At 73.5% G+C, this 12,836-nt stretch carries 10 protein-coding genes; 5 read left to right on the top strand and 5 right to left on the bottom strand.

The window, feature by feature from the left end:
* Positions 1-10 precede the first annotated feature (10 nt).
* The 5 genes from ABZ923_RS24725 to ABZ923_RS24705 all read left to right on the top strand — a co-directional run bounded on the left by ABZ923_RS24725 (position 11) and on the right by ABZ923_RS24705 (position 7,643).
* Positions 11-3,280, top strand: coding sequence for an amino acid adenylation domain-containing protein (locus ABZ923_RS24725; RefSeq protein WP_361475496.1), 3,270 nt, complete (start codon positions 11-13; stop codon positions 3,278-3,280).
* A 41-nt stretch (positions 3,281-3,321) separates the two neighbouring features.
* Positions 3,322-4,326, top strand: coding sequence for a TauD/TfdA family dioxygenase (locus tag ABZ923_RS24720; protein WP_361475494.1), 1,005 nt, complete (start codon positions 3,322-3,324; stop codon positions 4,324-4,326).
* Entirely contained in the window at positions 4,323-5,393 is a 1,071-nt protein-coding gene (sbnB, locus tag ABZ923_RS24715) for a 2,3-diaminopropionate biosynthesis protein SbnB (RefSeq protein WP_361475492.1), read from the top strand. Before ABZ923_RS24720 ends, sbnB begins: the two co-directional genes overlap by 4 nt.
* Before the next feature lie 37 nt (positions 5,394-5,430).
* Positions 5,431-6,453: a 2,3-diaminopropionate biosynthesis protein SbnA gene (gene sbnA, locus ABZ923_RS24710; protein ID WP_361475490.1), complete on the top strand. Its 1,023-nt coding sequence runs from the start codon at positions 5,431-5,433 to the stop codon at positions 6,451-6,453.
* Between the two features lie 125 nt (positions 6,454-6,578).
* Positions 6,579-7,643, top strand: coding sequence for a hypothetical protein (locus ABZ923_RS24705; RefSeq protein ID WP_361475488.1), 1,065 nt, complete (start codon positions 6,579-6,581; stop codon positions 7,641-7,643).
* Here the strand turns inward: ABZ923_RS24705 and ABZ923_RS24700 are convergent, their stop codons facing one another.
* Genes ABZ923_RS24700 through ABZ923_RS24680 form a run of 5 tightly spaced genes read right to left on the bottom strand, consistent with a single transcriptional unit; the run spans position 7,644 to position 12,831 of the window.
* Entirely contained in the window at positions 7,644-8,813 is a 1,170-nt protein-coding gene (locus tag ABZ923_RS24700; protein WP_361475486.1) for an MFS transporter, read from the bottom strand.
* Positions 8,813-9,316, bottom strand: a complete 504-nt coding sequence (locus ABZ923_RS24695) for a GNAT family N-acetyltransferase (RefSeq protein WP_361475484.1) — start codon at positions 9,314-9,316, stop codon at positions 8,813-8,815. The genes ABZ923_RS24700 and ABZ923_RS24695 overlap by 1 nt, the downstream gene beginning before the upstream one ends.
* 1 nt (position 9,317) lies before the next feature.
* Positions 9,318-10,517, bottom strand: coding sequence for a type III PLP-dependent enzyme (locus tag ABZ923_RS24690; protein WP_361475482.1), 1,200 nt, complete (start codon positions 10,515-10,517; stop codon positions 9,318-9,320).
* Positions 10,514-11,803 (bottom strand): DUF6271 family protein, encoded by a 1,290-nt coding sequence (locus ABZ923_RS24685; RefSeq protein ID WP_361475480.1) that lies wholly within the window; start codon positions 11,801-11,803, stop codon positions 10,514-10,516. The genes ABZ923_RS24690 and ABZ923_RS24685 overlap by 4 nt, the downstream gene beginning before the upstream one ends.
* A complete protein-coding gene (locus ABZ923_RS24680) occupies positions 11,800-12,831 on the bottom strand; it encodes a phytanoyl-CoA dioxygenase family protein (protein WP_361475478.1) in 1,032 nt (343 codons plus the stop codon). Before ABZ923_RS24680 ends, ABZ923_RS24685 begins: the two co-directional genes overlap by 4 nt.
* Between the last annotated feature and the right edge of the window lie 5 nt (positions 12,832-12,836).

The following is a 12,836-nucleotide window of genomic DNA, read 5'->3' as shown; positions in this document are numbered from 1 at the left end:
AGGCCATCCCATGGACACGCGCGTGGAGACGGACCGGGAGTTCTGGAGCCGGGTGCTGACCGCCGGCGGTGTCACCGCCGTACCCCGGTGGGCCCCGGCGCCGGTGCCGGGAGCGGCCGAGCAGGAGACGGCGGTCCCGGACGACGTGGCGGCCTCGGTGCGCAGACTGGTCCGCCGGTCGGGGCTGCCGGTCAGCGCGGTGCTGCTGGCGGCGCACGCCAAGGTGCTGTCCGCGCTGTCCGGCGAGCGGGACCTGGTGACGGGGTACACCGCCGGGGTGCGCGGCGAGCCGCTGCCGTGCCGCCTGACCGTCCCCCCGGGGTCCTGGCGGGCGCTGGTGTCGGCCGCCGAGCGCGCCGAGGCCGCGGTGCTGGCCCACCGGGAGTTCCCGGTGGCCGGCCTCGCCCGCGAACTGGGGGTGACCGAGCCGGCGTACGAGGTGGTGTTCGGCCCCATGGGCGCCGAGGAGGCCCACGCCGAGGACGGGGTGCTGCACGTGCGCTGGTGCGACCGGGGCGGCCGGCTGCTGCTGCGCCTGCGGTACCGCACGGACGCGCTGGACGCCGGGAGCGCGGCGCGGATCGGCGGCTACCACCTGAAGGCGCTGCGGCTGATGGCGGCCGATCCGGACGCCGAACACGCGCAGCAGAGCCTGCTGTCGGCCGAGGAGGTGCGCGAGCAGCTTGAAGGGCTGGCGGGACCGCACCGGCCGCTGCCGGACGCCCGCGCGCACGAGCTGTTCGAGCGGCGGGTACGGGCGCATCCGCAGGCGGTGGCCGCGGTCCACGGCGAGCAGGCGTGGACGTACGCGGAGCTGAACGCGCGCGCCAACCGGCTGGCCCGGGCGCTGCTGGCCCGGGGGCTGGGCCGGGAGGACGTGGTCGCCGTCGTCACCGAGCGGGACCTGGACTGGCTGGCGGCGACGCTGGCGGTGTTCAAGGCGGGCGGGGTCTACCTGCCGATCGAGCCGCACTTCCCGGCCGGCCGCATCGCGGCAACGTTGTCGCGGTCCGGCTGCCGGCTGGTGCTCGCCGGGTCGGGCGGCACCGGGACCCTCGACCAGGCGCTGGCCGACCTGCCCGGAATCGAGAAGCTGCCGGTGGAGACGGCGTACGCGGAGCCGCACGCGGACGACGACCCCGGTGTACCGGTCGACCCCGGTCAACTGGCCTACATCTACTTCACCTCCGGCTCCACCGGCGAGCCGAAGGGCGCGATGTGCGAGCACGCGGGCCTGCTCAACCACCTCCACGCCAAGATCGACGACCTGGGCATCGGCGAGGGGGCCGTGGTGGCGCAGACGGCCCCGCAGTGCTTCGACATCTCGCTGTGGCAGCTGGTGTCCGCGCTGCTGGTCGGCGGGCGGACCCTGCTGGTCGGCCAGGACGTGGTCGTGGACGTGGAGCGGTTCGTGGACACGCTGGTGCGCGGCCGGGTCACCGTGACCCAGCTGGTGCCCTCCTACCTGGAGGTCGTGGTCTCGTACCTGGAACAGCACCCCCGGGACCTGCCGGACCTGCGCTGGGTGTCGGTGACCGGCGAGGCGCTGAAACGGGAGCTGGTCCAGCGCTGGTTCGCGCTCCAGCCGGGCATCCGGCTGCTCAACGCCTACGGGCTGACGGAGACGTCCGACGACACCAACCACGAGGTCCTGGACGGCGTGCCCGACCGCGTGCTGCTGGGCCGTGCGGTCAACAACGTGCGCGTCTACGTCGTGGACGAGCAGCTGTCGCTGGTGCCGCTGGGCGCCCCGGGGCTGATCGCGTTCTCCGGTGTCTGTGTGGGCCGGGGCTACGTCAACGACCCCGAGCGGACCCGGGAGGCCTACCGGACCGACCCGTACCGGCCCGGGGAGCGGCTGTACCTGGGCGGTGACTGGGGCCGCTGGCACCCCGGCGGCAAGCTGGAGTTCCTCGGCCGCCGGGACAGCCAGGTCAAGATCCGCGGCTTCCGCATCGAGATCGGCGAGATCGAGAACACCCTGCTGCGGGTGGACGGGGTGCGGGACGGCGCGGTGGTCGTGGCCGAGCGGGGCGGCGGGAACACGCAGCTGATCGCCTTCCACACCGGCCGGCGTCACGAGCCGGAGGCGCTGCGCGAGGCGCTGGCGGCGGCGCTGCCCGCCTACATGGTCCCCGCCGCCTTCCACTGGCGGGAGAGCCTTCCGCTGACCGCCAACGGCAAGATCGACCGCAAGGCACTGACCGCGCAGGCCGCCGACACCGGGCCGGCCGCGGACCGGGACGGCGCGGAGCGGGACGGCGGCGGGCGGGAGGCGCTCAGCCCGGCCGAGCGGCGGCTGGCGGCGGCCTGGGCCGAGCTGCTGGGCGTGCCCGAGCACCGGATCGGCCGCAAGGACCACTTCTTCGACTCCGGCGGCACCTCCCTGACGGCCGTGAAACTCAGCATCGCGCTGGACCGGGCGGTCTCCCTGAAGGACATCACCCGGCACCCGGTCCTCGCCGATCTGGCCGCCCTCCTCGACGGTGCCGGCCGGCGGCGCGCGGAGCTGCTCCAGCCCCTGTCGGAGGCGGGCGGTACGCCGGAGTGCGCGCTGGTCTGCTTCCCGTACGCGGGCGGCAACGCCGTCAACTACCAGCCTTTGGCCGCCGAGTTGGCGGGCAGCGGCCTCGCGGTCCTGGCGGTGGACCTGCCCGGCCACGACCTGGCGGCCCACCGCGAGCCGTTCGCGTCGATCGAGGAGGTGGCCGGCCGGGTCGCCGACGAGATCGCGGCGCGCGGCCTGTCCCGGGTCATGCTGTGGGGCCACTCGTCGGGCGCCGCACCGGCCCTGGAGACGGCCCGCAGGCTCCAGGAGCGGGGCGTGCGGGTGACGCGGGTGTTCCTCGGCGCGCAGCTGCTCGGCACCGCCGCCGAGCGCAGCGCCGCCGTCGCCGACCTGACGGGCCCGAGCGACGCGGAGGTCGCGGCGCGGCTGACCGCGGACAGCGGTTACACGGAACTCGCCGAACTCAACGAGCGGCACGCCGAGCACATCGGGGCCGCCTACCGGCACGACTGCGTCGGCGCCCACCGCTGGTTCCAGGCGGTCCTGGAGAACCCGCCGCCGGTGCGGCTGTCCGCGCCGGTGTCGGTGGTCGTCGCCGCCGACGACCCGCACACCGCCGGCCACGGCGAGCGCCACCGCGACTGGCTGCTCCTGGCCGAGCAGGTCGACCTGCACGAACTGGCCGACGGGGGCCACTACTTCCTGCGCACGCGGCCGGCCGAGGCGGCGCGGGCCGTGCTGAGCGCGGCCGTCCCCCTGGCCTCCACCTGAGGCCCGTACCCCATCCGACGGGCGACCGAAAGGAAACCGAGATGCCGTCCTCTTCCCTGGCAGCACCGCTCGACGTGGAGCTGCGGCCGGACAGACCCGCGATGCTGCAGGTCGATCCGCCGGACGACGCCGCCGCCTGGGCAGCCCGCTACCGCGAGGCGCTCAGGGCGCAGGTCACCGAGCACGGGGCGCTGCTCGTGCGCGGTCTCGGCCTGAAGGACACCGACCAGGCCGGTGCCGTGTTCGCGCGGCTGGCCGGTGAACTCATGCCGGAGCGGGAGGCGTTCGCGCCGCGGGAGGCGCACAGACCGGGGCTGTACTCCTCGACGCCGTGGCCGGCCAACCAGCCGATGTGCATGCACCACGAGCTGAGCTACCAGCTGGAGGTGCCCGGTCTGCTGCTGTTCGCGTGCCTGACGCCGCCCGAGCAGGGCGGGGCGACGGCGGTGGCCGACGCGGCCGACGTCCTCAAGGCGCTGCCCGCCGAGCTGACGGAGCGCTTCGAGCAGGAGGGCTGGCTGCTGACCCGTACCTACAACGAGGAGATCGGGGCGTCGCTGGCGGAGTCGTTCGGCACCGAGGACCGCGACGCGATCGAGCGGTACTGCCGCGCGAACGCCATCGACTTCCGCTGGCTGCCCGACGGCTCCCTGCGCACCGAGCAGCGCCGCCGCGCCGTCGTGGAACACCCGCGCACCGGCGAGCGGTGCTGGTTCAACCAGATCGCCTTCCTCAACGAGTGGACGCTGGCCCCGGAGGTCCGCGAGTACCTGGTGGACGAGTACGGCGCGGACTCGCTGCCGTTCAACACCCGCTACGGCGACGGCGGTCCGATCGGCGAGGACGTCGTCCAGCTCCTCAACACCACCTACGAGGAGCACACCCGGCGTGAGCCCTGGCAGGCCGGTGACCTGATGCTCGTGGACAACATCGGCACCGCGCACAGCAGGGAGCCGTACACCGGGGAGCGGCGGGTCCTGGTCGGCATGGCCGAGCCGCGGCGCCTGGGCGACTCCTGCCCGGCCGAGGAGGCGAGCCGGCGATGACCCACGTGCTGTCGACGTCCCCCCAGCCGGCCGTGCCCCGGCCCGCCCCGGCGCCCACCTTCGCGGTGATCTCCGGCCGGCAGGTGCAGCAGGCGCTGACCGGGCGGGAGCGGGAACTGGTGGAGCTGGTGGAGGCCACCTACCGGCTGCACGGTGCCGGTGACTCGGTCAACCCGCCCTCGTACTTCCTGCGCTTCCCCGACCGTCCCGCGGCCCGGATCATCGCGCTGCCCGCCTCCATCGGCGGCCCGACGCAGGTGGACGGCGTGAAGTGGATCTCCAGCTTCCCCGAGAACGTGCACGCCGGGCTGCCCCGGGCCTCCGCGGTGCTGATCCTCAACGACCACGACACGGGCTACCCGTTCGCCTGCCTGGAGAGTTCCGTCATCAGCGCGACCCGGACCGCGGCCTCCGCCGCGCTGGCCGCCGACTGGCTCAGCCGCACCCGGACCAGGCCCCGCCGGGTCGGTTTCTTCGGCACGGGCCTGATCGCCCGGTACATCCACACCTTCCTCGCCGGCACCGGCTGGACCTTCGACGAGATCGGCGTGCACGACCTGTCCGCCGACAGCACCGCCGGCTTCCGCGGCTACCTGCACCAGGCCGGCGCCGGCGGGCGGATCACCGTCCACGACAGCGCCGAGGACCTGGTCCGCTCCAGCGACCTGGTGGTCTTCGCCACCGTCGCGGGCCGGCCGCACGTCACGGCCCCGGGCTGGTTCGAGCACAACCCCCTGGTCCTGCACGTGTCGCTGCGCGACCTCGCCCCCGAGATCCTGCTCACCGCGGCGAACTTCGTGGACGACGTCGAGCACTGCCTGAAGGCCGACACCTCCCCGCACCTGGTCGAGCAGCGCACCGGGAACCGCGACTTCCTCAACGGCACCCTCTACGACGTGATGCTCGGCCGCGCCGCGCCGCCGCAGGACCAGCCGGTGATCTTCTCGCCCTTCGGCCTCGGCGTCCTCGACCTGGCCGTCGGCAAGTACGTCTACGACCGCGTGGCCGGGGCGGGGGAACTCCGCCTCGTCGACGACTTCTTCCACGACCTGCGCCGGTTCGGCTGAGGGCGTCGCCCTTCAGCCCTGGCACCAGGAGGCTGCCGTGCCCGTCATCTCCGCTCCCCACGCCTTCAACGAAGGCAGTCTGTTCGTCGACCTGGAGTCGATCTTCGGATACCGCCTCTACCTCAAGTGCGAGGGCTTCAACTTCGCCGGTTCCATCAAGTTGAAGGCCGCGAACGAGATGGTGGAGAGCGCCGAACGGGACGGACGCCTGACGCCGGACTCCATCCTCGTCGAGTCCTCGTCCGGAAACCTGGGCGTCGCGCTGAGCGTGATCGCCGCGAGCAAGGGCCACCGGTTCCTGTGCGTGACGGACCCCCGGTGCAACCTGTCGACCAAGCTGCTGATGGAGGCCCTCGGCAGCCAGGTGCACGTGGTGACCGACCTGGACGGGAACGGCGGCTTCCTGGGCACACGGCTCGAATACGTGCGCGCGCTGTGCGCCTCCGACGAACGGTACGTGTGGCTCAGCCAGTACACCAACGCGGGGAACTGGCGGGCCCACTTCCGTACGACCGCCCCGGAGATAGCCGGCCACTTCCCGGAGCTGGACGTGCTGTTCGTCGGGACGGGCACCGCCGGGACCCTGATGGGCTGCGCGCGCTACTTCCGCGAGTGGCACCGGCCGGTGCGGATCGTCGCCGTGGACAGCGTGGGCTCGGTGGCCTTCGGCGGCGAGCCCGGCCGCCGCATGATCCCCGGCCTGGGCATGAGCATGCGCCCGCCGCTGCTCGACGAGTCGTACGTGGACGAGGTGATCCGGGTGGAGGAGGCCGACACCATCCGCACCTGTCACCGCATGGCCAGGCGGGGTTTCCTGTTCGGCGGCTCCACGGGGTCGGTGGTCAGCGCCGCGACGGGCTGGCTGGCCCGGCACGGCACCCGGGACCTCACCGCGGTGGCCATCGCGCCCGACCTCGGCGAGCGCTACCTCGACACCATCTACCAGTCCAACTGGCTGCAGGACCTGTACGGCGAGGACCTGCTGGAATCCACCCGGACGGACACCCCGTGGGAGGAGAGGTCCACGTCCCGGGAGCCGGGCCGGCGCCGAAGATCGTGACGCCCGCCCACCCGGTCGGGGCCCGGCCTCGCGGTCCGCGGCCCCCCGCATAGACGCTTCATAGGTGCCCCCTGCACGATGTCGGCGCGGCCGCATCCACCCGCAGACATCGCCACTGGAGCATCATGTTCACTCGGACTCCGGGCGGCCGGCGCGCCGCCCTCGTGCTCGTCGCCGCCTCCGCGGCCGGTCTGGCCCTCGCCACCTCGCCCGCGAGCGCGGCGACGCCGACCTGGGAACCGCTGACCGTGCCCACCACCAACGCACGGGTGTCGCTGCTGCCGTTCGACGGTCAGAACGCCTACGCCAGGACCATGGACCACTGCACCGGGGAGTGCACCTACGCGCCGAAACTGTGGCAGCGGACCGGCACCACCTGGAAGCAGGTGACGATGCCCGCCGACGTCCAGGCCGGCGCGCTGGCCGGCACCGGACCCACCGACCTGTGGGTCTTCGGCAGCAAGAACACGACGACCGGCTCCTACCGGTTCAACCACTACGACGGCACCACGTGGACGTCCAACCTCAACCCCGACCCGAGGAACGCCGAGGCGCTCGACGCCCAGGCGGCCGGCAGGAACAGCGTGTGGGCGGTGGGCAACTACCGCGGGACGGGCACCAACTGGTACCCGATGGTGACCCACTGGAACGGCAGCGGCTGGAACACCACGAAGTTCACCGGCATCCAGGGCCAGTTGGATGCCGTCGACGTCAACTCGGAGACCGACGTCTGGGCGTCCGGCTACCGCGAGGTGAGCGGCCGTTTCCAGGGGCTCGTCCTGCACTACGACGGCACACGCTGGGCGGAGGTCGCCGTCCCCCGGGTCTCCGGGGAGGACACCATGCTGCGGGAGGTGATCAGCAACGGACCGGACGACGTGTGGGTCGCCTCCGGCTCCCGGGTGAGCCACTGGGACGGAACGGCATGGACCCGCAGGGACACCCCGGCCGCCGTGTCCTCGTTCGCGTACTACGGCGGCCAGGTGTACGCCGGCCTGAGCGGGGCGCCGAAGCTGGTCCGCTGGACCGGCGCCAGGTGGGAGGCGGCCGGCTCCCTCGTCAAGGGCGAGATGGTCGACCAGCTGTCCACCACCCCCGACGGGACGCTGTACGCCGCCTCCAGCGAGGGCGGCGACCTGAGCGAGTTCCACGCCTACCTGGCGCGGCTGGCCGCGCCGACCGCGGGCTGATCAGGTCACCGGCGCCGGGGTGCGGGCGCGCCACGGGATGCGGAAGGCGGTCGCCGTGACGATCAGCGCGGAGGCCGCCACCGTGGCCATGCCCGCGGTCAGGTTCACCGCGCCGGCCACGAAGCCGATCAGCGCGGGGCCGGCCAGCAGGCCCGTCGTGCCCATCGCGGCGACCAGCGCCAGCGCGTCCGGGCCGCGGCCGGCCGCCGCCACGTACACGCACGGGGTGACGGCGGCCGCGCCCAGGCCGACGCAGGCGAAGCCGAGCAGCGTGGGCACCACTCCCCCGGCGAGCAGGGCGAGGGCCAGGCCCGCCGCGGCCACCGCGCTGCCGGTGCGCACCACGCGCCCGTCGCCCCAGCGGGTGCGCCAGCGGTCCGCGCACAGCCGGGCCAGCAGCATCATCACGGAGACGACCGCGATGCCGAGCGGGGCGACGGCCGCCGAGGCCTCGACGACGTCCTTCAGGTAGAGCGTCGACCAGTCGTTCATGGCGCCCTCGGTGACGGTGCCGAACGCCATGGCGCAGCCCAGGAGGAGGGTCGTGCCGGTGGGCAGGCCGCGACGGGCGCGCCGCTTCGGCTCCCCCGCACCGGCCGGGCCCTCCTCCTCGGGCGGCAGCAGGCCCGGGCGGGCGCCGCCGAGCAGGAGCAGCAACAGGGCGCCGGCGACGGCGAAGTGGGCCGGGACGGACGCGGTCACGGTGGTGACGCCGGAGGTCAGCAGGGCGGCGGCGAGCAGCCCGGCGCTGAACGTGGCGTGCAGCTGGGACATGGCGGTCCGTCCGTGGGCGCGCTCCAGTGCGGCGCCCTGCGCGTTCATGGCGACGTTGAGGCAGCCGACCGCGACTCCGTCGGCGCACACGGCGAGCAGCGCGAGCGGGAAGTCCGGTACGGCGGACAGAGCGGCCAGTACGGCGATCAGGGCCGCGGCGGAGGCGAGGGACAGCAGCCGCGAGCCGAGCCGCCGCATCAGGGCGGCGACCAGCGGGAAGGAGGCGGCCGCGCCGGCCCCGCAGGCCATCAGCAGCAGACCCACCTCGCCCGCGCCCAGGTCCAGCCGGGTCTTCAGCGCGGGCAGCCGGGAGATCCAGGTGCCGTACTGGAAGCCGAGGAAGCAGAACAGCGCGGCGATCGACCACTTGGCGCGCCGGAAGGAGGGTGCGGTCATCAGCTCGCCTTCCGGACCACGGCGACCTGCGCCGACATGTACACCGCGCCGCTGCCGTAGCCGGCCGGCACCCGTGCCTCCGGATGAGGCCGGTAACCGTTGGCCCGCCAGAAGGGCTCCTTGCCGGCGACCGCGATCAGCGACATGGTCGCGAAGCCCCGGGCGCGGGCCGCGTCCGTGAGGTGCCGGACCAGACGGGTGCCCAGGCCCCGGCGGCGCAGGGGCGCGCTGACGACCAGGTCGTGCAGGTGGAGGTTGACGCTGTGGTGGGCGGCCCGCTCCGGGCGGGTCAGGTCGGGACAGTGGAACCGCCGGTAGGGCAGGGCGAGGACGTAGCCGGCGATCCGGCCGTCGAGGTCCAGGACGAAGCTGGTGCCGGCCGGGGCGCGGGACCGCAGGCCGGCCTCCCCCTCCGTGAGCGAGGTGTCCGCGTACGCCCCGGCCTCCAGGGCGGCGACCTGGGGCCAGTCGGCCTCGGTGATGCCCCGTACGAGGCCTGTCATGTCAGTGGTGTCCTTCCTGGCCGCGGGTGCACACGGTCGGCAGCGGGCGGATGCCGTTGAAACCCCGGGTCATGTAGCTGCCGGCGTAGGCGCCGGCGGAGAGGATGCGGACCGGGTCGCCGGAGGCGAGGGACGCCGGGACGGGCACCGGGTGCCGGCCGGCGCCGTAGGCGTCGTCGCTGTCGCAGGTGGGTCCGGCGACGACCGCGGGGACGTGCTCCTCGTTCTCCCGCCCCGGGAAGACCAGCGGGTGGGTCACCTGGTCCATCTCGTACAGGCCGTTGAACTTGCCCACGCTCAGGTACAGCCAGCGGGCAGGCCCGCCGTCCGGTTGCGTCCGTCCGGTCAGCCGGACCACGTGGGCGTGGATCACACCGTGGTCGGCGACCAGGTGACGCCCGGGCTCCAGCACGAAGTCGAGCGGGGCGGCGGCCAGCGCGGTCAGGTGTTCCATGCCCTCGCGGAGCACGGTGAAGATCTTGTCCAGCGGCGGGTCGAGAGGGGTGCCGCGCCGGTCGAGGTAGCCGAGCGCGGGCAGCCCGCCGCCGAGGTTCACGTGGTCGGGTACGATCCCCCGCCCGGCCAGCGCCACGAGCGTCCCGGCGAGGGTGTCCACGGCCTGCTGCCAGGCCTCGACGGTCATCTGCTGGGAGCCGACGTGCACGGACAGGCCGGCCGGGACGAGGCCGGCGTCACGGGCCGCGCCCAGGACGCGGACGGCGTCCTCCGGGGTGCAGCCGAACTTGCGGTTCAGGCCCCACAGAGCGCCCTCCCCGCTGGTGGCGAGGCGGCAGAAGACGCGGGCGCGGGGCGCGTGCGCGGCGATGGCGGTGACGTCCTCGACGCTGTCGGTGGCGAACGTGCGGACACCCAGGCGGTGGGCCTCGGCGATGTCGTGGTCCGACTTGACCGTGTTGCCGTAGTGGATGTGGTCGGGGTGTGCGCCGGCGTGCAGGGCCTGCTCGATCTCGGCGGGGCTCGCGGCGTCGAAGCCGGCGCCCGCGGCGGCCAGGGTGCGGAGGACTTCGTCGACCGGGCAGGCCTTGAGTGCGAAGCGGATGTGGGTGCCGGGCAGTTCTTCGAGCAGGGTGGCGTGTTGGCGCTCTATGCCGGTGAGGTCGTAGCGGAGGCGGTCCGTGGCGACGGCACCGGTCCGTCGTGGCTGGTCGCGCCGTTCCTCGCGCCCCTTCGGGGTGCTCATGTGCGGGCCGCTTCCACCAGCGCGGGCCAGGCCTCGACCAGGTCGGCGAAGGATGCGGTGTCCTGCTCGGCCTGGTCGAGTAACTGGCCCCGCTGCAGGCCCAGTTGTTCCGCGAAGTCCGCATAGCGGCCACCCAGTTTGCGGTACGCCGTATCGATGCGGTCCAGGCGCCAGACGTTCTCGGCACGGTCCAGACCCGTGCTCTCGCGGAGGAACTCCACGATCCGGTCGGGCCGGACCCGCTGCCGCTCGTCCAGCAGCCCCGCGCCCTCGGCCGCCATCCGGTCGTACACGTCGTGGAAGTAGAGCATCGAGAGGAGGAACTTCACGAAGCGGCGCTGGTAGGCGGGGAAGCCGGTGTCGGTGCGGCGTTCGGGGGTGTGGAAGTTCTCGATGTGGCGGTTGTGCAGGATGCCGGGCAGGCCCGCGTCGTGGACGAGGTGGAGGAGGAAGTAGTCGCTGCCGATGGTGTCGGTGGCGGGCGGGAGGGGGACGCGTTCGTACACCGCCCGGTCGAAGGCGATGTTGCACATGTCGACGCGCATGGGGTCGACCAGGGTGAGGGTCGCGTGGTCGCCGGTGAAGGGGGCGGTGCCCGCGCCGGTGAAGGACTCCGCGACCAGCGCGCGGGTGCGGTCCTCGGGCCAGTCGCCGGGGGCCCAGAGACCGACCACGTCGTGGTAGACGGCCTCGTCCAGGCGTCGTATCTCCCCGATGTCGACGGAGAGTTCGCCGATGAAGGAGGCGCCGGCCAGGGAGACCGGACGGTGGGCCAGTGCCGGGTCGAGGTCGGTGCGGGTGACGGCGGCCGAGGCCTCGGCGGCGGGGCGGCCCAGCCAGGGCAGCTCGTGGTGGACGGGGAACACCGGCTGTCCGGCGTGGCGTTGGTAGGCGCTGTCGGAGTCGCGGCGGTGCACCGAGTCGCAGCCGAGGGCGGCGGCCAGCAGGAAGGCGCGGTTGGTGCAGGCGCCGTAGGAGACGGCGGGCGGCAGCATCAGGCGGAGCAGGCGCTCCGGCTCGGGCAGGCCGGCCTTCCGGACGACCCGGCGCAGGAAGTGCCGCTGGGCCTCCTCGTCGAGGTGGTGCACGGTCACACCCGGCTCCGGGAGCAGCGCGGTGACCGTGCGGGTGTGCTCGGCACGGGTCGCGGTGTCGGCGGAGTCCAGGATCAGCAGCTGGACGTCGGCGCCGAAGTGCCGGGCCGCGTACGTTGCCTCGGCGTGCAGGGCGGTGAGGGTGGCGGAGCACGCCCGGTTGGTGGGCAGGGTGAGGCAGACGCGGTTCACCGGGCACCTTCCGCGGCGGCCCAGGAGTCGAGGCCGAGCAGCCTGCGCCCCAGGTCGTCGAGTTCGGCGGGGCCGTAGCGGAGGGCTTCGGGCCTGCGGGCGTCGCCGAGCAGGGTGGCGTTCCAGTCGGGGGTGGCGAGGGTGCGCCAGGACTCGACGCGGGAGTCGCGCAGGGCCGTGTGCTCCTCCAGCGCGGGCATCATCGACAGGTACTGGACGGCTCGGACAGCGTTGTCGGAGAGGTTGGGCGCCACGCCGTGGGCGAGCAGCCCGTTGAAGATCAGCAGGTCGCCGGCCTGGAGGTCGGGGCGCACCACCGGGAACTCGGCGCGGTCGATGTGCGGGCGGACCGGGTCGCGGCCGGGCGGCTGGGCGAGGCGCCACTCCTCGAAGCGGCGGAAGAGTTCGGGCGCGCACTGGAAGCCGCCCAGTTCGGGGCGGGTGTCGGTGAGCGCGATGATGCCCTGAACGCGCTGCGGCAGCACGGCGAGGGTGGTGTCGACGTCCCAGTGCAGCTCGATGTCGAAGCCCTCGTCGGTGGGTTCGATCAGGGAGCGGGAGCGGGTGCGGACGTTGGGCGGGTTGAGGTTGAGGCGGTCCAGGGTGACCCACAGCTCCGGGCTGTCCCAGACGTCGGCGAAGGCGTCGTGGACGCGCCGGCTCTGCCGGCTGTTCCAGAGGAGCTGGTGGTGGTAGGCCTCGACGAAGCCGTAGATGTAGAGGTGCCGGTCGAGTTCGGAGCGGAACTCCGGTTCCTCGTACCAGGTGTCGGGGTTGTCGGGGTCGAGTCCCTGGAACTCCCAGGCGAAGTCGAGGAGTTCCTTGGCCTCGCCGGGCGTGACGGCCTCGCGTACGACGACGTAGCCGTAGGTCTGCCAGAAGGCGAAGTCGTCCTCGGACAGGACGCGCAGTGGCTGGGTCTTCTCCAGGTCGCGCAGGGGGGTCGGGGCGAGGTAGGTCTCGCCGTCGGTGCTGAAGTAGGGGCGGCCGGTCGCCGCGCGGTGCAGGTACGGGTGGGGCGTCTGCATGCGAT

The organism is Streptomyces sp. NPDC046881 (assembly GCF_040645015.1).
Lineage (GTDB): Bacteria > Actinomycetota > Actinomycetes > Streptomycetales > Streptomycetaceae > Streptomyces.
This window is presented reverse-complemented; position numbering and strand designations above follow the sequence as displayed.

Coding starts and splice junctions, on each gene's coding strand:
- ABZ923_RS24725 (WP_361475496.1), top strand. CDS start 11: ATGGACACGCGCGTGGAGACGGACCGGGAGTTCTGGAGCCGGGTGCTG.
- ABZ923_RS24720 (WP_361475494.1), top strand. CDS start 3,322: ATGCCGTCCTCTTCCCTGGCAGCACCGCTCGACGTGGAGCTGCGGCCG.
- sbnB (WP_361475492.1), top strand. CDS start 4,323: ATGACCCACGTGCTGTCGACGTCCCCCCAGCCGGCCGTGCCCCGGCCC.
- ABZ923_RS24705 (WP_361475488.1), top strand. CDS start 6,579: ATGTTCACTCGGACTCCGGGCGGCCGGCGCGCCGCCCTCGTGCTCGTC.
- ABZ923_RS24700 (WP_361475486.1), bottom strand. CDS start 8,813: ATGACCGCACCCTCCTTCCGGCGCGCCAAGTGGTCGATCGCCGCGCTG.
- ABZ923_RS24695 (WP_361475484.1), bottom strand. CDS start 9,316: ATGACAGGCCTCGTACGGGGCATCACCGAGGCCGACTGGCCCCAGGTC.
- ABZ923_RS24690 (WP_361475482.1), bottom strand. CDS start 10,517: ATGAGCACCCCGAAGGGGCGCGAGGAACGGCGCGACCAGCCACGACGG.
- ABZ923_RS24680 (WP_361475478.1), bottom strand. CDS start 12,831: ATGCAGACGCCCCACCCGTACCTGCACCGCGCGGCGACCGGCCGCCCC.